Annotated in this window: 14 protein-coding genes; 10 read left to right on the forward strand and 4 right to left on the reverse strand. The window is 71.3% G+C overall.

All coding sequences use genetic code 11. The features are described 5' to 3' along the window. Positions 1-352: 352 nt before the first annotated feature. Positions 353-997 (reverse strand): hypothetical protein, encoded by a 645-nt coding sequence (locus tag PZB77_RS23150; RefSeq protein ID WP_275494538.1) that lies wholly within the window; start codon positions 995-997, stop codon positions 353-355. Between the two features lie 272 nt (positions 998-1,269). Here PZB77_RS23150 and PZB77_RS23155 point away from each other — a divergent pair, with 272 nt between their 5' ends. Continuing rightward, the gene (locus tag PZB77_RS23155; RefSeq protein ID WP_275494539.1) at positions 1,270-1,638 is read left to right on the forward strand and encodes a YrdB family protein; all 369 of its coding nucleotides are present in this window, start codon (positions 1,270-1,272) and stop codon (positions 1,636-1,638) included. Between the two features lie 52 nt (positions 1,639-1,690). Here the strand turns inward: PZB77_RS23155 and PZB77_RS23160 are convergent, their stop codons facing one another. Then, on the reverse strand, positions 1,691-2,281 hold the full coding sequence (locus tag PZB77_RS23160) for a TetR family transcriptional regulator (protein ID WP_275494540.1): 591 nt from the start codon (positions 2,279-2,281) through the stop codon (positions 1,691-1,693). Between the two features lie 317 nt (positions 2,282-2,598). Here PZB77_RS23160 and PZB77_RS23165 point away from each other — a divergent pair, with 317 nt between their 5' ends. The 3 genes from PZB77_RS23165 (at position 2,599) to PZB77_RS23175 (ending at position 8,326) form a co-directional block, all read left to right on the forward strand. Next, a complete protein-coding gene (locus tag PZB77_RS23165) occupies positions 2,599-4,095 on the forward strand; it encodes an MDR family MFS transporter (RefSeq protein WP_275496179.1) in 1,497 nt (498 codons plus the stop codon). 256 nt (positions 4,096-4,351) lie between these two features. After that, positions 4,352-5,182 carry a putative protein N(5)-glutamine methyltransferase gene (locus PZB77_RS23170; RefSeq protein WP_275494541.1) on the forward strand — a complete coding sequence of 277 codons (831 nt, stop codon included), beginning with the start codon at positions 4,352-4,354 and terminating at the stop codon, positions 5,180-5,182. A gap of 141 nt (positions 5,183-5,323) precedes the next feature. Continuing rightward, on the forward strand, positions 5,324-8,326 hold the full coding sequence (locus PZB77_RS23175; RefSeq protein ID WP_275494542.1) for a bifunctional [glutamine synthetase] adenylyltransferase/[glutamine synthetase]-adenylyl-L-tyrosine phosphorylase: 3,003 nt from the start codon (positions 5,324-5,326) through the stop codon (positions 8,324-8,326). A 63-nt stretch (positions 8,327-8,389) separates the two neighbouring features. Here PZB77_RS23175 and PZB77_RS23180 read toward each other — a convergent pair whose 3' ends face one another. Beyond that, the gene (locus tag PZB77_RS23180) at positions 8,390-9,403 is read right to left on the reverse strand and encodes a phosphatase PAP2 family protein (RefSeq protein WP_275494543.1); all 1,014 of its coding nucleotides are present in this window, start codon (positions 9,401-9,403) and stop codon (positions 8,390-8,392) included. Between the two features lie 109 nt (positions 9,404-9,512). Beyond that, the gene (locus PZB77_RS23185) at positions 9,513-10,535 is read right to left on the reverse strand and encodes a LacI family DNA-binding transcriptional regulator (RefSeq protein WP_275494544.1); all 1,023 of its coding nucleotides are present in this window, start codon (positions 10,533-10,535) and stop codon (positions 9,513-9,515) included. 372 nt (positions 10,536-10,907) lie between these two features. Between PZB77_RS23185 and PZB77_RS23190 the strand changes: the two genes are divergently transcribed. The 6 genes from PZB77_RS23190 (at position 10,908) to PZB77_RS23215 (ending at position 19,173) form a co-directional block, all read left to right on the forward strand. Further along, positions 10,908-12,182: an extracellular solute-binding protein gene (locus tag PZB77_RS23190; RefSeq protein ID WP_275494545.1), complete on the forward strand. Its 1,275-nt coding sequence runs from the start codon at positions 10,908-10,910 to the stop codon at positions 12,180-12,182. A gap of 19 nt (positions 12,183-12,201) precedes the next feature. Then, complete coding sequence (locus tag PZB77_RS23195) at positions 12,202-13,215, forward strand: sugar ABC transporter permease (protein ID WP_275494546.1); 1,014 nt, start codon at positions 12,202-12,204, stop codon at positions 13,213-13,215. Next, entirely contained in the window at positions 13,209-14,090 is an 882-nt protein-coding gene (locus tag PZB77_RS23200) for a carbohydrate ABC transporter permease (RefSeq protein WP_275496180.1), read from the forward strand. The genes PZB77_RS23195 and PZB77_RS23200 overlap by 7 nt, the downstream gene beginning before the upstream one ends. 122 nt (positions 14,091-14,212) lie before the next feature. Continuing rightward, a complete protein-coding gene (locus PZB77_RS23205) occupies positions 14,213-15,889 on the forward strand; it encodes a glycoside hydrolase family 13 protein (RefSeq protein WP_275494547.1) in 1,677 nt (558 codons plus the stop codon). Continuing rightward, positions 15,874-16,941, forward strand: a complete 1,068-nt coding sequence (locus PZB77_RS23210; protein WP_275494548.1) for a LacI family DNA-binding transcriptional regulator — start codon at positions 15,874-15,876, stop codon at positions 16,939-16,941. Before PZB77_RS23205 ends, PZB77_RS23210 begins: the two co-directional genes overlap by 16 nt. A gap of 492 nt (positions 16,942-17,433) precedes the next feature. After that, on the forward strand, positions 17,434-19,173 hold the full coding sequence (locus PZB77_RS23215) for a carbohydrate-binding module family 20 domain-containing protein (protein ID WP_275494549.1): 1,740 nt from the start codon (positions 17,434-17,436) through the stop codon (positions 19,171-19,173). The last annotated feature ends 21 nt before the right edge of the window (positions 19,174-19,194 follow it).

Here is a 19,194-nt window from a genome sequence, read left to right on the forward strand (position 1 = left end):
CCGTCCGGTGCGGTCGGGGGCGGGTGAGCTGCCGCATATGTGGTGCCCCGGGCATCCCGGATGCGCACGTCACTGACCGGGGTGGAGAGGTCCGGCGTGAGCCCGGATTCTGAGTGAAACGCGACTTCACACTATCCCCATACAATCCTTCCATCTTCCTCTAACCTGACCTCCGTGATGAGTTCACGTCACCAGCCGGTGCGCTGCGCGCCGGGTGTGAGGACGCGGACCACGCGGCAGTGACGGAGAACGAGAACCAGGGGGGTGGCATGTCGCTGAGGTATGCGCCGAGGTCGTCAGGATCCAACGGTGCCCAGGGCATGAGGGGCGACAGGAAGAAGGGCCGCCGGGTTTACGGGCGCCTGGCGGTCGGGCTGGTGGCTCTCGCCATGGGAGTCGCGGGGTGCTCGGACGGGGACCAGGAGACTGCTTCGGCCACGGTGAGTACGCTCCCCTCGGCCTCGGAGTCTCCGTCGGCTTCCGTGTCCCCGTCCCCGTCGGCCACCCCCACCACGGCCTCGCCGTCACCTTCCGCGACCCCCACGGAGAAACCGGTCGTCAAGGCGACGGTGGGAAGGTACGGCGGGTGGAACCTCCGGAAGGCGGTGGCCGACGCCCGTGCCCACCACGTCGCATCGGTGACGTACGCGGACGCGAGCGAGCTGCGACGCTCCGTCGTGCACACCTCCAACTGGAAGGTGTGCACGCAGACTCCGTCCCCCGGCCGGTACGACACGTCCGTCAGGGTCGTGTTCCGGATCGTGGGGGTGGCCGAGTCGTGCGCGAACCCGCCCCGCGTCTCCTCGGGGAGCACGTCCGCCGGCGGAGAAAGTACGTCCACCAGCGGCGGGTCGTCCTCGTCCGGTGGCAGCAGCGGAAGCAGTAGCAGCAGCGGCGGCAGCAGTTCCGGTGGGGGCACGTCGACCAGCAGCAGCGGTGGTTCGGGTGGGAGTACGTCGACGAGCGGCGGTACCACCACGACCGGTTCGTGCAGCATCCGGTCCAACGCCGGCAACTGCTACCACGCCGGACAGTTCTGCCGGAACGCCGACGTGGGGGCGACGACCACCGACGAGGCCGGTCGCGCGATCACGTGCGGTTTCTCGGCCGGCCGGAACCGCTGGCACTACTGAGTGCCGCCCGGGGGTGTGGCATGCTGCGGGGCGCGCCCCCGACCGCGGTAGGTCCAGGCGCTTCTGAGGGTGGCGGGAGTCCTGCGCGAAGCCGCCTTGCCGACCGTCGCCCCGTCCCCAGCCGGAAGGACCCCGCATGAGGCTCCCCGCCCCCCTGCGCGCGATCAACGAGGTGCTGGCGTTCCTGGTCGAGATCGTGGCGCTGGTCGCGTTCGCCCGGTGGGGGTGGCGCAGCGCGGAGAACACGGCGCTGCGGCTCCTCCTCGCCGTGGCCCTTCCGGGGGTCGCGGCGGTCGTGTGGGGGCTGTACGCCTCGCCCAAGGCGCGGTTCACCCTGCCGGTCGCGGGCGTGGTGGGCGTCAAGGTGCTGGTCTTCGCCTGTGCGGTGGCGGCCCTGTACGACCTCGACGGCTCCGGCTCCGCCCTGTCGTACGTCATCGTGGTGGCGGCCAACACGGCTCTGCTGACCATGGACCGGCGCGCCCGCGCCCGCGGGAACGCCTGACCGGCAGAGCCGCCCGTCCCGGGGGCCCACTCGGCGGGAGCCGCCGGCCCGCTCACACGAAGCCGCGCCCCATCTCCTCCATGACCTCGGCGATCAGTTCGGACGCCTCGCGGTCCGGGTCCTCCTCGATCCAGGTGCGCATCGCGATCCGCAGGGAGGCGAGGAAGCCCGCCGCCAGGACCAGCGGCCGGACCGGCCGGCCGCAGGGTCCGGGGCGCTCGGCGACGGCGTCGGCGAGGTCGCGTTCCATCCCCGCATGATTGGCCAACTGGCGTGCCAGCAGCGAGGGATGGCGCAGGGCGAGCCGGGTGCGGACGGCCCACTCGCGGTCCAGCGGCGCGACTTGGGCGGCGAACTCGAGCATCGCCTCGCGCAGGGCGGTCCAGGCGGGCTCGTCGGCGGGGCGTTCGCGTACCAGGCGGACGAGGGACCTGATCTGCCGCTCCTCCCCGTAGAGGAGGGCGTCCTCCTTGTTGGTGAAGTAGTTGGAGAAGGTCCTGCGCGAGATGCCTGCCGCGTCCGCGACCGCCTCCACCGTGACGTGGTCGAAGCCGTGCTCGACGGTCAGCCGCAGGGTCGCCTCGTGCACCGCCTGCCGGGTGGCTTCCTTCTTGCGTTCCCGCAGTCCCACAGAATTCTCCATCCGGCCATTCTCCCTTGGCCGTTGATCATTGCGCATACGGCAAAATTGCCCGTGCTGCATGTATGGTGAAGTGTTCCTGTCATCTTTCGGACCGGCCGTATCCGCGCGTGGGCGTACGCGTCTCCCGGGCCCCCGACATGCCGCGCCTCCCGCCACCCGCGCCCCGTGCGCGCCGCCGGCCCGGTGTGCGCCGCACGGGGCCGGGCTCGACGCGCGTACGGCCCCTCCTCGGCCCGGTCGTACCCGTCCGACCCCTACGAACCCTCCGGAGGTTGCGCGTGAGCGCAGAAACGGCCACGCCGACCGAGGCCGTGCCGATGACGCACCGCGAGGTGCTGCGGGCGCTGAGCGGCCTGCTCCTCGTGCTCTTCGCCGCCCTGACCAGCAGCACCGTCGTCTCGGTGGCACTGCCGCAGATCATCGGCGCGCTCAACGGCACGCAGTCCCAGTACACGTGGGTGGTCACCGCCACCCTGCTGGCCTCCACGGCCTCCACCCCGATCTGGGGGAAGCTCGCCGACCTGTTCAGCAAGAAACTGCTGCTGCAGACGGCGATCTGCCTCTTCGTCATCTCCTCCGTCGCCTGCGGATTCGCCCAGTCCACCGGCCAGTTGATCGCCTTCCGGGTCATCCAGGGCCTGGGCATGGGCGCGGTGCAGGTGCTGGTCCAGGTGATCATCGGCGCGATGATCAGCCCCAAGGAGCGCGGCCGGTACAACGGTTACCTCGGCGGGGTCATGGCCGTCGCCACCGTGGGCGGCCCGCTGCTCGGCGGCTTCATCGCGGACACCTCCTGGCTCGGCTGGCGCTGGTGCTTCTTCGTCGCCGTACCGTTCACGCTGATCGCCTTCGTGATGCTCGCCCGCACCCTGCACCTGGTGGAGACCCGCCGTCCGGACGTCAAGGTCGACTACCTCGGGGCCTCCCTGATCGCCGCCGGCGTCAGCCTCCTGCTCCTCTGGGTCACCTTCGTCGGCGACGACTTCGACTGGATCTCCTGGCCGTCCGGCGCGATGGTCGTCGGCAGCCTGCTGATCCTCGGCGCGGCCGTCCTCGTCGAGGCGCGGGTCGAGGAACCCGTCGTACCGCTGCACGTCGTCCGGCGCCGGGACCCCGCGCTCGCCATCGTCGCGAGCCTCTCGGTCGGAATGGCCATGTTCGGCGGGGCCGTCTTCCTCGGTCAGTACTTCCAGATCGGCCGCGGTTACTCGCCGATCGAGTCCGGACTGCTCACCATCCCGCTGATGTTCGGCGTGCTGCTCTCCTCCACCCTCTCGGGCCGCCTCGTCTCGCGGACCGGCAAGGTCAAGCCGTTCATCCTCGCCGGAGTCGTGCTGCTCACCCTCGGCTTCCTCGCACTCTCGACGATCGACCACACGACCGATCTGGTCATCGTCGGAGCCGGCATGTTCGCGGTCGGCGCCGGTGTCGGCATGTCGATGCAGAACCTCGTCCTGGTCCTCCAGAACACCGTCCCGCTGCGGGAACTGGGCGCGGCCAGCGGCGCCATCACCTTCTTCCGGTCGCTCGGCGGCACCATGGGCGTCTCCGTGCTCGGTGCGGTGCTCGCCGCCCGGGTGGCCACGGAGATCACCGCCGGGCTGAAGAGGCTCGAGGTCGACCCGGCCGCCTCCTCCGGCGGCTCCACGCTCAACCTGAAGGCGATGCCGCCCGAGATCCAGGAAGTGGTCCGCGCCGCGTACGGCGACGCGACCGGCCACATCTTCCTCATCGCCGCGTGCATCGCGCTGGTCGGCGTCGTGGCCGCCGCGTTCCTCTCACCGACGAAGCTCCGTGACAGCGTGGACCTCTGACGGCCCGTGTCCAGGAGCCGCCCGTGCCCGCACCGCGCCGCGGTGCGGGCACGGGCGTACCCGGTCCCGGCGGGCCTGGGGTAGTGTGACCGACCGTCCCCGCACCACGGGGACCGTCCCCGCCGCGGGGACCCGGACCGAGGAGGTGAGCCCCATTACCGCTGCGTCAGGCCGGGTGCTCCCCCTGTACGGTCGCGACGTCCACCGGACGTGAGCGGACGCGGAGCGCCCCATCGGCTCCCGAAAGGCTCCGCCCATGTCGGTACTTCCTCCGTCGCTCTCCCGCTCCGCCCTCGTCACCACCCTCCGCTCCGCCGGCTGCGTCTTCGCCGAGGACGAAGCGGAGTTGATCCTCGCCACCGCCTCCTCCCCGGCCGAGGCCGCCGCCATGGTCCGGCGCCGCAGCGACGGGCTTCCCCTCGAACACGTGCTGGGCTGGGCTCGGTTCCACGGTCTGAGGATCGCCGTCGACCCCGGGGTCTTCGTCCCCCGCCGCCGCAGCGAACTCCTCGTCGACCAGGCCGCCGCCGTTCTCGCGGAAGCCGCCGTTCTCGCGGGAGCCGCCGGGGACACCCCCGCGCGCACCCCCGTTGTCGTCGACCTCTGCTGCGGCTCCGGCGCCCTCGGTGCCGCCCTCGTCCCACTCCTCGGGAAGGCCGAACTGCACGCCTGCGACGTGGAACCGGCGGCCGTACGGTGCGCCCGGCGCAACCTCGACGGCCTGGGCCGGGTCCACGAGGGCGACCTCTTCACCCCGCTCCCCGCCCACCTGCGCGGCCGGATCGACGTCCTCCTCGCCAACGTGCCGTACGTCCCGACCGGCGACGTCGCGCTGCTGCCCTCCGAGGCGCGCGACCACGAACCGCGCGTCGCCCTCGACGGGGGCGACGACGGGCTGGACGTGATGCGCCGGGTGGTCGCCGACGCCCCCCGGTGGCTCGCCCCCGGCGGCAGCCTCCTCATGGAGAGCAGTGAACGCCAGGCTGACCGTGCCCTCGCCACCCTCCGCGCCGGCGGCCTCGACGCCCGGCGGGCGGACTCCGACGAGCTGGGCGCCACCGTCGTCGTCGGTACCCGGCCGGGGTGACGGGACGGTGAGGGAACCGGGGCGGTCCCGGGGCAGTACGGGCCGCCCCGGGTGCCCGTACGGACGAACACCACGTCACGGGGCTACGCTCGAAGCCCCACCACACACGCCACACACGGGGAACGGGCAGGAGAGCACGGGATGACGACGGTGCCGGCACCGGGACGCAGGAGCAGCACGTTCAGCAGACTGCTGCGCCACGGCTTCACGGACCCTTCGGGTGCGGAGCGGCTGCTGCAACTGCCCGCGCTCTCGGGAGTACGGTCCGACCCGGTCCTGGTGGAGGCGCTCGGCGCCTGCGCCGATCCGGACCTGGCGCTGCGCAGCCTCGTGCGGATCGTGGAGGCGCAGAAGGAGGACGAGCAGCGGCTGCTGCTCGACACCCTGGTGACCGCGAAACCGCTCCGGGACCGGCTGCTGGGCGTCCTCGGCGCCTCCGAGGCGCTCGGCGACCACCTGGCCCGCCACCCCGACGACTGGAAAGAGCTGGTCACCTACGAGGCGGCGGACCTGCACCCGGGGGTCCCCGAGTTCGAGCGCTGCCTCGCCGGGGCCACCGACCCCGACGCGCTGCGCGTGGGCTACCGCCGCTGCCTGCTGGCCATAGCGGCCCGGGACGTCTGCGGCACCACCGACCTGGCCCAGACCGCCGCCGAACTGGCCGACCTCGCCACGGCCACCCTGCGGGCGGCGCTCGCCATCGCCCGTACCGCCGCCCCCGAGGACGCGGCGATCTGCCGGCTCGCCGTCATCGCGATGGGCAAGTGCGGCGGCCACGAGCTGAACTACGTCTCCGACGTCGACGTCATCTTCGTCGGCGAGGCCATGGAGGCCGCCGCGGAGAACGAGACGGCGGCCATGCGGGCCGCCGGGCGCCTGGCCTCGCACATGATGCGGATCTGCTCCGACACCACCGTCGAGGGCACCATCTGGCCCGTCGACGCCAACCTCCGGCCCGAGGGCCGCAACGGCCCGCTGGTGCGCACCCTCACCTCCCACCTCGCCTACTACCAGCGCTGGGCCAAGACCTGGGAGTTCCAGGCGCTGCTCAAGGCGCGCCCGGTGGCCGGCGACCCGGAGCTCGGCGCCGCCTACGTGGACGCCGTCGCCCCGCTGGTCTGGCACGCCGCCGACCGGGAGAACTTCGTCCCGGACGTACAGAAGATGCGCCGCCGGGTCGTCGACAACATCCCCGCCGACCGGGTCGACCGGGAGCTGAAGCTCGGCCCCGGCGGACTGCGCGACGTCGAGTTCGCCGTCCAGCTGCTCCAGCTGGTGCACGGCCGCAGCGACGCCTCCCTGCACAGCGGCACCACCCTGGAGGCGCTGCGGGCACTCGCCGAGGGCGGTTACGTGGGGCGCGCGGACGCCGCCCAGCTCGACGACGCCTACCGCTTCCTGCGGAGCATGGAGCACCGCATCCAGCTCTACCGGCTGCGCCGCACCCACCTCGTCCCCGAGGGCGAGGCCGACCTGCGGCGGCTCGGCCGTTCGATGGGGCTGCGCACCGACCCGGTGGCCGAACTGAACCGGGCGTGGAGGCGGCACGCCACCGTCGTCCGCAAGCTGCACGAGAAGCTCTTCTACCGGCCGCTGCTGGACGCCGTCGCGCAACTCGCGCCGGGGGAGAGCCGGCTCTCCGCCAAGGCGGCGGGCACCCGGCTCGAAGCCCTCGGCTACGCCGACCCCGCCGCCGCCCTGCGGCACCTGGAGGCCCTGTCGTCCGGCGTCTCCCGCAAGGCGGCGATCCAGCGGACGCTGCTGCCGGTGCTGCTCGGCTGGTTCGCCGACTCCGCCGACCCGGACGCCGGGCTGCTCGGCTTCCGCCAGGTCTCCGACGCGCTCGGCCGCACCCCCTGGTACCTGCGGCTGCTGCGCGACGAGGGCGCGGCGGCCGAGAACCTCGCGCGGGTGCTCTCCGCCGGGCGCCTCGCCCCGGACCTGCTGATGCGGGCGCCGGAGGCGGTCGCCATCCTCGGCGACCCGGGGGGCCTCGCCCCGCGCAGCAGGGAGCACCTGGACCAGGAGGTACTGGCCGCCGTCGGCCGGGCGCCCGACGCGGAGTCCGCCGTCGCCGTGGTGCGCGGGGTGCGCCGGCGCGAACTCTTCCGCACCACCGCGGCGGACCTCATCGGCTCGTACGGCACCGAGGAGAACCCCGCCGAGCCCGACCACGGGGCCCTCGTCGACCGGATCGGCTCCGCCGTCACCGACCTCACCGCGGCGACCCTGGGCGGCGCCCTGCGCGCCGCCGTCCGCGACCGGTGGGGCGACACCCTGCCGACCCGGTTCGCGGTCATCGGCATGGGCCGCTTCGGGGGACACGAGCTCGGTTACGGCTCCGACGCCGACGTGCTCTTCGTGCACGCCCCGCGCGAGGGGGTGAGCGACGAGGAGGCCGCCCGCGCCGCCAACGCGGTCATAGGCGAGATGCGCAGGCTCCTCCAGCTGCCCACCGCCGACCCGCCGCTGCTGATCGACGCCGACCTGCGGCCCGAGGGCAAGAGCGGCCCGATGGTCCGCTCCCTCAAGTCCTACGAGGCGTACTACCGGCGCTGGTCGCTCGTCTGGGAGAGCCAGGCCCTGCTGCGCGCCGAGCCGCTGGCGGGCGACGACGACCTCGGGCGGGCCTTCCTCGACGTGATCGACCCGTTCCGCTACCCGGCGGAGGGGCTCGGAGACGACGCCGTGCGCGAGATCCGCCGGCTCAAGGCCCGGATGGAGTCCGAACGCCTGCCGCGCGGCGCCGACCCCACCCTCCACCTCAAGCTCGGGCGGGGCGGCCTCAGCGACGTGGAGTGGACGGTACAGCTGATGCAGATGCAGCACGGCTGGGCAGAGCCGGGTCTGCGGACCACCCGGACCCGCGAGGCCCTCGCCGCCGCCTGCGCGGCCGGACTGATCCCGGCCGAGGACGCCGACATCCTCGACGAGGCGTGGGTACTGGCCACCCGGGTGCGCAACGCCGTGATGCTGGTCCGCGGACGGGCCGGCGACACCTTCCCGTCCGCCCCCCGCGAACTCGCCGCCGTCGGCCGCTACCTCGGCTACGAACCCGGTCACGCCGGCACGATGCTCGACGACTACCGGCGCATCACCCGCCGGGCGCGCGCCGTGGTGGACGAACGGTTCTACGGAGCGTGAGCGCGGGCGCACGGGCGGGGGGACGCGGGCCGGCCCCGACGCTGCCCGGGGCGCCCGGGAACCTCAGCGCCGCCCCGGCACACCCGGGGTCTCCGTCACCGCTTCCCGCGTGACCCCCGCACCGGCCCCACCGGCGGCCGGTGCGGCGCGCTCGGCCCGCTCCGCCGCGACCGCGCCCCGGCGCGAGGCGAGCCCGACGAGCCGGGTCCGCAGAGGGGTCCTCGGGGGCTCCACCCGTCGCGGCAGGCGGTGGGGGAGCGTGCCGTAGACGACGTACGCGACGGCGAAACCGAAGCCCAGGCAGACCATGCCGCCCACCGCGTCCAGCCAGAAGTGGTTGGCCGTCGCCACGATCACCACGAGAGTGGCGCACGGGTAGAGCAGCCCCAGCACGCGCACCCACGGGACCGAGGCGATCGCGAAGATCGTCAGCCCGCACCAGAGCGACCAGCCGATGTGCATCGACGGCATCGCCGCGTACTGGTTCGACATGTTCTTGAGGTTGCCCGAGGCCATCGAACCCCAGGTGTGGTGCACCAGCACCGTGTCGACGAAGTGGCCGCCCGCCATCAGCCGGGGTGGCGCCAGCGGGACCAGGTAGTAGCCGAGCAGGGCGACGCCCGTGGTCGCGAAGAGGACCAGTCTGGTCGCCGCGTAACGGCCGGGATGGCGGCGGAACAGCCAGACCAGCACCGCGATGGTGACGACGAAGTGCAGCGTCGCGTAGTAGTAGTTCATCGACACGATGAGCCATGTCACCGAGTTCACCGCGTGGTTGACGCTGTGTTCGAAGTTCGCCCCGAGGGCGCTCTCGAACGACCAGACCCGGTCGGCGTTGCGCAGCGCGGCCGAGCGCTGTTCCGGGACGGCGTTGCGGACCAGCGAGTAGACCCAGTAACTGACGCCGATCAGAAGGACCTCGAACCACAGGCGTGGCCGACGCGGCGACCGTGTCCTCCGCGGTCGCGCCGTCGGGCCTCTCCTGCCGCTGTCGCCCGTGCTGTCCGTCTTGTCCTTGTTGGGTGACGGACAGGCCACCGACGGGCCTTCCTGTGTACTCACCTGAGAATCACCCATGGGCACAGAGTCTGCCAGATACGTCCCCCACCGCCCGATCATCCTCCGGTCGGGTTCGGGACGCACGTCCTGCACCTCAAGGAGGAGGGTGGGACCATCGTGGGACGGATCAGGACGGGCCGGGGCCCGCGGCGGTCGACCCGCGGACCACCAGTTCCGGCATGAAGACGAACTCGCTGTGCGGGGCGGGCGTACCGCCGATCTCCTCCAGCAGCGTCCGCACGGCGGCCTGTCCCATGGCCGTCACCGGCTGCCGGATGGTGGTGAGCGGCGGATCGGTGAACGCTATGAGCGGCGAATCGTCGTAGCCGACCACCGAGAGGTCACGCGGCACCTGCCGGGACAGTCGGCGGGCGGCGCGGATCGCGCCCAGCGCCATCATGTCGCTCGCGCAGACCACCGCCGTGCACCCGCGCTCCATCAGCGCCGTGGCCGCCGCCTGGCCGCCCTCCAAGGTGTACAGGGAGTGCTGGACCAGCTCCTCCACCCGCTCCTCGCTCAGGCCGAGCTGCTCCCGCATCGTCGCGTGGAAGCCCTCGATCTTGCGGAGCACCGGGACGAAGCGCTTCGGACCGACCGCGAGACCGATCCGGGTGTGGCCGAGCGACACCAGGTGGGTCACCGCCAGCCGCATCGCCGCGCGGTCGTCCGGCGAGATGAACGGCGCCTGGACCTTCGAGGAGAAGCCGTTGACCAGGACGTACGGCACGCCCTGCGCCCGCAGCTGGTCGTAGCGCCCCATGTCGGCCGAGGTGTCGGCGTGCAGCCCGGAGACGAAGATGATGCCGGAGACGCCCCGGTCGACGAGCATCTCGGTGAGCTCGTCCTCGGTGGAGCCGCCGGGGGTCTGGGTCGCCAGTACGGGCGTGTACCCCTGGCGGGTCAGCGCCTGGCCGATCACCTGGGCCAGCGCCGGGAAGATCGGGTTCTCCAGTTCGGGCGTGATCAGGCCGACCAGTCCGGCGCTGCGCCGGCGCAGCCGGACGGGACGTTCGTACCCGAGGACGTCGAGTGCCGCGAGGACGGATTCGCGGGTGGCCGCCGCTACTCCGGGTTTGCCGTTCAGGACCCGGCTGACCGTCGCTTCGCTGACCCCCGCCTGAGTTGCGATATCGGCAAGCCGTGCGGTCATGACAGGGGACTGTACCGGGCGCCTTCCTTATTTCCCACAGCGCCCGGGATTCGGCCGTCCGCCCGGTCGCCGGCCCCGCACGCGCGGTCTGTCCACGGCCGCCGCGGCAACATCTTGCAAGACCTTGCGGCCCTTCCTCCACGCCTTGCGGTCGGACGATCACATCAACCCGATCCCGTGTATGGCCTGCTGTGGCAGGGGTATGCACTCCGCGTCAAGCATCACGACGGCAACCTTGAGGACACGCGCATGTAACGATCGACCGGCCTTGCAGAAAAGTTCCGCAAACTCTTTCGGACTTCTTTCATCCTTGTTACGTTCCTCGTCGACCCGGCGCCGCGACGGAGCGGTACGGCAGTTGAAGGAGTTCACATGCGACGTGGCATAACGGCCACCGCCCTGGTCGCGGCCCTGGCGCTCGCGGCGACCGCCTGCGGGAGCGACGACGAGTCCGGCAGCAGCGGCAAGAGCTCGGGCGAGCTCTCCGGCACGGTCACCTGGTGGGACACCTCCAGCGTCGGCAGTGAGGACAAGGTCTTCAAGAAGATCGCCGAGGGCTTCGAGAAGCTGCACCCCAAGGTCGACGTCAAGTACGTCAACGTGCCCTTCGGTGACGCGCAGAACAAGTTCAAGAACGCGGCCCAGGCCGGCGCCGGCGCCCCCGACGTGATCCGCTCCGAGGTCGCCTGGACCCCCGACTTCGCGAACCTCGGCTACCTCGCCCCGCTCGACGGAACCCCGGCCCTCAAGGACCAGGACGACTTCCTCAAGCAGGCCGTCGCCTCGACCCGGTACAACGACAAGACGTACGCGGTGCCCCAGGTCATCGACTCCATGGGCGTCTTCTACAACAAGGCGATGTTCGCCAAGGCCGGTGTCGAGGTCCCGACCACGATCGCCGAGCTGAAGACCGCCTCCGCCGCCATCAAGAAGAAGACCGGCAAGACCGGCCTCTACCTCCGTGGCGACGACGCGTACTACTTCCTCTCCTTCCTGTACGGCGAGGGCGGCGACCTGGTCGACGCCGACAGCAAGACCGTCAAGATCGACAGCCCCGAGGCTGTCAAGGCGTTCAAGGTCGTCAAGGACCTGGTCGACTCCGGTGCCGCGAAGACGGACGCCACGGACGGCTGGGAGAACATGATGCAGTCGTTCAAGAGCGGCGACGTCGCGATGATGATCAACGGCCCGTGGGCCGTCGCCGACACCCTGACCGGCGACCAGTTCAAGGACGCGTCCAACCTCGGCATCGCTAGCGTCCCGGCCGGCTCCGCCGGCCAGGGCGCCCCGCAGGGCGGTCACAACCTCGCGGTGTACGCGGGCTCGAAGAACCTCGACGCCTCCTACGCCTTCGTCGACTACATGACCTCGGTCGACGCCCAGGCCACGGCCGCCGGTGAGCTGAACCTGCTCCCGACCCGCACCTCGGCGTACGCCCGCAAGGAAGCCGTCGACAGCGAGATCGTGAACTTCTTCAAGCCGGTCGTCGAGACCTCGGTCGAGCGTCCGTGGATCCCCGAGGGCGGCAGCCTCTTCGCCCCGCTGGTCACCCAGTACACCGAGGTCCTCACCGGCCAGACCACGCCGGAGAAGGCCGCCGCGGACAGCGGTGACGCCTACCGCAAGCTCCTCAAGGGCTGGAAGTAACAGGAAGGTTGGCCGACTGATGGCTGTCCACACCAGCCAGTCGGTGGCAAAGGCCGCGGGCGACGACGTCGCCCGCGGCCGGAGCCGCGCTACTGGTACCCCGACACCGGGCAAGCTCCGGCGTTCCCTGTCCACGCACTGGTACGCCTGGGTCATGGTGGCCCCGGTGGTGCTCGTCATCGGCGTGATCATCGGCTACCCGCTGGTCCGCGGCGTCTGGCTGTCGCTGACCGATGCCAACGAGCGCAACGTGGCGCGTTCCATCGGCGTCAACGAGATCCCCGCGACCTACGAGTTCATCGGCCTGGACAACTACAAGGACGCGCTCACCGGCGGCGAGTTCCTCTCCACGCTCGGCTGGACGCTGGTGTGGACGATCGCCTGCGTGAGCATCACGTTCTGCCTCGGCATGGCGCTCGCCAACATCCTGAACCGGCGCATCGTCGGCCGCTCCGCCTACCGCATGGCGCTGATCCTGCCCTGGGCGGTGCCCGGCTTCGTCTCCGTCTTCGCCTGGCGCTTCCTCTACAACGAGGACCGCGGCATCCTCAACGCGATGCTCGGCGGCATCGGCGTCGACGGCGTCCCGTGGCTGAACGACCCCACCTGGGCGAAGTTCTCCGTGATCGCCGTCAACGTCTGGCTCGGCGTCCCCTTCATGATGGTCGCCCTCCTCGGCGGCCTGCAGTCCATCCCCGCCGAGCAGTACGAAGCGGCCGAGATGGACGGCGCCACCGCCTGGCAGCGCTTCCGGCACATCACCGTCCCCGGGCTCGCCCCGGTCTCCACCACCGTGGTGCTGCTCTCCACCATCTGGACCTTCAACATGTTCCCGGTGATCTTCCTGCTCACCCGCGGCGGACCCGGCGAATCGACCCAGATCCTCGTCACCCAGGCGTACAAGTTCTCCTTCGAGATCAGCCCGCGCGACTACGCGCAGTCCTCCACGTGGGGCGTGCTGATCCTCGTCCTCCTCATGCTCTTCGCCGCGGTCTACCGGCGAGTGCTCCGCAAGCAGGGAGATGTCTGGTGACCGCCCTCACCCCCACCCACGGCCGCCGGGCCGCGCGCCGACCGCGGCTGCGCGGGCAGCGCTCGCCGCTCGCCTCCGCGGCGCTGCACGTCACGCTGATCATCACCTCGGTGATCGCGGTGTTCCCGGTGCTCTGGGTCCTGCTGACCTCGCTGAAGCCGGCCAAGTACGCGACGACGACGGACTTCTTCAAGGAGACGACGTTCGTCAACTACACCAACCTGATCAAGGACACCGAGTTCGTCACCTGGTTCGGCAACTCGGTGCTCGTCGCGGGCCTCTCCACCGTGCTCGGCGTCTTCGTCTCCGCCACCACCGGCTACGCGGTCAGCCGCTTCCGCTTCCCCGGCAAGCGCGGACTGATGTGGACCCTGCTCATCACGCAGATGTTCCCGGTCGCCGTCCTGATCGTGCCGATCTACAACATCATGGCGAGCCTCGGCCTGCTCAACCAGCCCGCCGGCCTGGTCATCACCTACCTCACCATCTCGGTGCCGTTCTGCGCCTGGATGATGAAGGGCTTCTTCGACACCATCCCGCGCGAGATCGACGAGTCCGGACAGGTCGACGGCCTCACCCCGTTCGGCACGTTCTGGAAGCTCATCCTGCCGCTGGCCAAGCCGGGTCTCGCGGTCACGGCGTTCTACTCCTTCATCACCGCCTGGGGCGAGGTCGCGTACGCCTCCGCGTTCATGGTCGGTGACGAGAACCTCACGCTCGCCGGCGGACTGCAGAAGTTCGTCAACCAGTACGGAGCCCAGTGGGGCCCCATGACCGCCGCGTCGGTCCTCATCGCCATCCCGGCCGCCCTGGTCTTCCTGTTCGCGCAGAAGCACCTGGTCACCGGTATGTCGGCCGGAGCGGTCAAGGGCTGACCCGGGCTCCTCGCACCGGCAGTGCCCAGCCCCCCGCACGCGTCACCGCATTCGTCACGGCGGCGCCGGCCCCCCCGACCGGGACTCCGGCGCCGCTCCCCACCAGACACCCCAGGGACGACATGACCCAGCACCTCGCTGCCCCCTCCACCGGCACGTCCGAAGACGCCCCGGACAACCGCACCGGCTGGTGGCAGGATGCGGTGATCTACCAGGTCTACCCACGGAGCTTCGCCGACGGCAACGGCGACGGCATGGGCGACCTCGCGGGCGTCACCGCGCGCCTCCCGTACCTGCGGGACCTCGGTGTCGACGCCGTCTGGCTGAGCCCCTTCTACGCCTCCCCCCAGGCCGACGCCGGTTACGACGTCGCCGACTACCGGGCCATCGACCCGATGTTCGGCTCGCTCCTCGACGCCGACTCCCTCATCCGCGAGGCCCACGCCCTGGACCTCCGGGTCATCGTCGACCTGGTCCCCAACCACTCCTCCGACCAGCACGAGTGGTTCAAGCGCGCACTGGCCGAGGGCCCCGGCTCCGCCCTGCGCGAGCGCTACCACTTCCGTCCCGGCAAGGGCGAGAACGGCGAACTCCCGCCCAACGACTGGGAGTCCATCTTCGGTGGCCCGGCGTGGACCCGGACCGTGAACCCGGACGGCACGCCCGGCGAGTGGTACCTCCACCTCTTCGCGCCCGAGCAGCCCGACTTCAACTGGGAGCACCCGGCCGTTGCCGACGAGTTCCGCTCGATCCTGCGCTTCTGGCTCGACATGGGTGTCGACGGCTTCCGCGTCGACGTCGCGCACGGCCTGGTCAAGGCCGCGGGCCTGCCCGACCTCGGCTCGCACGACCAGCTCAAGCTGCTCGGCAACGACGTCATGCCGTTCTTCGACCAGGACGGCGTGCACGCCATCTACCGCAGCTGGCGCACCATCCTCGACGAGTACCCGGGCCAGCGCATCGCGGTCGCCGAGGCGTGGACGCCGACCGTCGAGCGCACCGCCAACTACGTGCGCCCCGACGAGATGCACCAGGCCTTCAACTTCCAGTACCTGTCGACCGACTGGGACGCCACCGCGCTGCGCACCGTCATCGACTCCTCGCTCGCCGCGATGCGTCCGGTCGGCGCCCCCACCACCTGGGTGCTCTCCAACCACGACGTCACCCGGCACGCCACCCGCTTCGCCAACGAGCCGGGTCTGGGCACCCAGATCCGTACCGCCGGCGACCGCGCGATGGGGCTGCGCCGCGCCCGTGCCGCGTCCCTGCTGATGCTGGCGCTGCCCGGCTCCGCCTACGTCTACCAGGGCGAGGAGCTCGGCCTGCCCGACGTCACCGACCTGCCCGACGAGGCGCGCCAGGACCCGTCGTTCTTCCGCGCCGAGGGCCAGGACGGCTTCCGCGACGGCTGCCGCGTCCCGATCCCGTGGACCCGCGGCGGCAGCAGCTACGGCTTCGGCGACGGCGGCAGCTGGCTCCCGCAGCCGGAGGGATGGGGCGAGCTCTCCATCGAGGCGCAGACCGGCGTGGAGGGCTCCACCCTGGAGCTGTACCGCACCGCCATCGCCGCCCGCCACGACCTGCCGGGCCTCGGCGCGGGTACGGACGTCCAGTGGCTGGACGGCCCCGAGGGCGTCCTCGCCTTCGCCCGTCCCGGGTTCGTCTGCACCGTCAACACGACCGGCGCCCCGGTGCGGATCCCCGCGCCCGGCACGGTGCTCCTCTCCAGCGGCCCGGTCACCGTCGAGGGCGCCACGGCCGAGATCCCCGCGGACACCACGGTGTGGTGGACGGTGTGACCGTCCCCGCACCCCGGACGGGCTCGGCGCTGCGGCTGTCCGACATCGCCGGGCAGGCCTCGGTCAGCGAGGCCACCGTCAGCCGGGTGCTCAACGGCAAGCCGGGCGTCGCCGACAGCACCCGGCAGCGGGTGCTGGCGGCGCTGGACATCCTCGGCTACGAACGTCCCGTGCGGCTGCGGCAACGCAGCGCCGGGCTGATCGGGTTGGTGACACCTGAACTCGTCAACCCGATCTTCCCGGCCTTCGCACAGTCGGTCGAGCAGGTCCTGGCCGGGCACGGGTACACCCCGGTGCTCTGCACCCAGCTGCCGGGCGGCGCCACCGAGGACGAGCTGGTCGAACAGCTCGTCGAGCGGGGCGTCGGCGGCATCGTCTTCCTGTCCGGGCTGCACGCCGACCTGTCGGCCGACCCGACGCGGTACGCCGAACTCACCGAGCGCGGCGTCCCGTTCGTCCTGATCAACGGCTACAACGAGCGCATCAGCGCCCCGTTCGTCTCGCCGGACGACGCCGCCGCCGTGCGGATGGCCGTCGGGCACCTCGCCGAGCTGGGCCACCGCCGGATCGGGCTGGCGATCGGCCCGCGGCGTTACGTGCCCTCCCGCCGCAAGCGGGACGGATTCCTGGACGTGGCCGTACAGACGCTCGGCATGACCCGCGACGAGGCCGAACTCCTGGTCTGCTCGACCCTCTTCGGCGTGGAGGGCGGCCAGGTGGCCGCCGGCTCCCTCCTCGACCAGGGATGTACGGGCATCGTCTGCGGCAGCGACCTGATGGCGCTGGGCGTCGTCCGCGCGGCCCGGGGCAGAGGCCTGGAGGTCCCCACCGACGTCTCCGTGGTCGGGTTCGACGACTCGCAGCTGATCGCCTTCACCGACCCGCCGCTGACCACCGTGCGCCAGCCGGTCCAGGCGATGGCCGCCGCCGCGGTGGGGGCGCTGCTGGAGGAGATCGCCGGAAGTCCCGTGCAGCGCACGGAGTACGTCTTCCAGCCGGAGCTGGTCGTACGCGGTTCGACCGCGGCGCTCCGGACGGTACGGGGGGAGTGACCGGGAGACCGGACGGGGGAGTGGACGGGCGGCACGCGGCCGGAGGGGGGTCGCGTGCCGCACGCGTACCCGGGGGTGTGCCCCGCACGCGACGCGTGAGCGCGGAGGAGAGGCACCGGGGGTCGGCCCAGGATTGGGCCGGCGGGGAAGCTGACTCCCGGTGCCTCCCATCGGCGTGACCGGCCCGGCCGGCCGGCGCGTGGGGATCCACGCCGGAGCGCGGGCCCCCGGCCGACCGGACCGGAGTCACGAAGAACGTAACAGGCCCGCAATATCTTGCGTAAGGCCTTGCAGGCAGAAAAACGCGGCGTTTCGCAGATGTGAGCGGGTCATGTCCAAAGTATTGACCCGGGCCTGACGGGCTCGTACGGTCTGCACCGCAGCGGGGTTTCCACTCTTGCTGCAAGAACATTCAATGAGCTTCAGGGCACGGCGCGTTGTCACGTGAGGCTGAACGGTCACCCGCGTTTCCCCCACAGCAGGAGGAAAGACATGGCACGCAGACCGCTGTCCGCCGCTCTCGCCCTCGCGGCCGGAGTCGCCGCGCTGGTCGTCCCCGCAGGCGTCGGAGCCGGCACCGCCCAGGCCGCCGCCCCCGGCACCAAGGACGTCACCGCCGTCCTGTTCGAGTGGAAGTTCGCCTCCGTGGCCCAGGCGTGCACCAGCACCCTCGGCCCGGCCGGCTACGGCTTCGTCCAGGTCTCCCCGCCCATGGAGCACATCCAGGGCGGCCAGTGGTGGACCTCCTACCAGCCGGTGAGCTACAAGATCGCCGGACGGCTCGGCGACCGCACCGCCTTCGCGAACATGGTCACCGCCTGCCACAACGCGGGCGTGAAGGTCGTCGCCGACACCGTCATCAACCACATGTCGGCGGGGTCGGGCACCGGCACCGGCGGGTCCTCGTACAGCAAGTACGACTACCCGGGCCTCTACTCGGTCAACGACATGAACGACTGCCAGGCGCAGATCAGCAACTACGGCAACCGCGCCAACGTGCAGAACTGCGAACTGGTGGGCCTCGCCGACCTGGACACCGGCGAGGAGTACGTACGCGGCAGGATCGCCGGGTACCTGAACGACCTCCTGTCGCTGGGCGTCGACGGCTTCCGGATCGACGCGGCCAAGCACATGCCGGCCGCCGACCTCTCGAACATCAAGTCCCGGCTGAGCAATCCGGGCGTGTACTGGAAGCAGGAGGCCATCTACGGCGCGGGCGAGGCCGTCCAGCCCTCCGAGTACACCGGCACCGGCGACGTCCAGGAGTTCCGCTACGCCCGGGGCCTCAAGCAGACGTTCCTCAACGAGAACCTCGCCAACCTCAAGAACTACGGCGAGGGCTGGGGGTTCATGGGGTCGGGCCAGTCGGCGGTCTTCGTCGACAACCACGACACCGAGCGCGGCGGGGACACCCTGAACTACAAGTCGGGCGCCTCCTACACGCTCGCGAGCGTCTTCATGCTCGCCTACCCGTACGGCTCCCCGGACGTCCACTCCGGCTACGAGTTCAGCAACAACGACGCCGGCCCGCCCAACGGCGGCCAGGTGAACGCCTGTTACGCCGACGGCTGGAAGTGCCAGCACGCCTGGCCGCAGATATCCTCCATGGTCGCCTTCCGCAACAACGCCCGCGGAGAGGCCGTCACCAACTGGTGGGACAACGGTGCCGACCAGATCGCCTTCGGGCGCGGCGCAAAGGCGTACGTGGCGATCAACCACGAGTCCTCGGCGCTGACCCGGACCTTCCAGACCGGGCTGCCCGCCGGCGCCTACTGCGACGTGCAGACCGGCAACGCCGTGACCGTCAACTCCTCCGGGCAGTTCACCGCCACCCTCGGCGCCGACACCGCCCTCGCCCTGCACGTGGGCGCCCGCACCTGCACCGGTACGGGCACCGACCCCGGTACGGGCACCGACCCCGGTACGGGCACCACCACCTCCGGTGCGTCCTTCGGGGTCAACGCCACCACCACGCCGGGCCAGAACATCTACGTCACCGGCGACCAGGCCGCCCTCGGCAACTGGAACCCGGGCAGCGCCCTGAAGCTCGACCCGGCCACGTACCCCGTCTGGAAGCTCGACGTGGCGCTGCCCGCCGGCACCTCCTTCGCGTACAAGTACATCCGCAAGGACGCCGCCGGGAACGTCACCTGGGAGAGCGGCGCCAACCGCACCGCCACCGTGCCCGCCACCGGAAAGATCTCGCTGAACAGCGACGTCTGGCGCAGCTGACCCACCAGGGACGGGCCGGGA

The organism is Streptomyces sp. AM 2-1-1, from assembly GCF_029167645.1.
Lineage (GTDB): Bacteria > Actinomycetota > Actinomycetes > Streptomycetales > Streptomycetaceae > Streptomyces.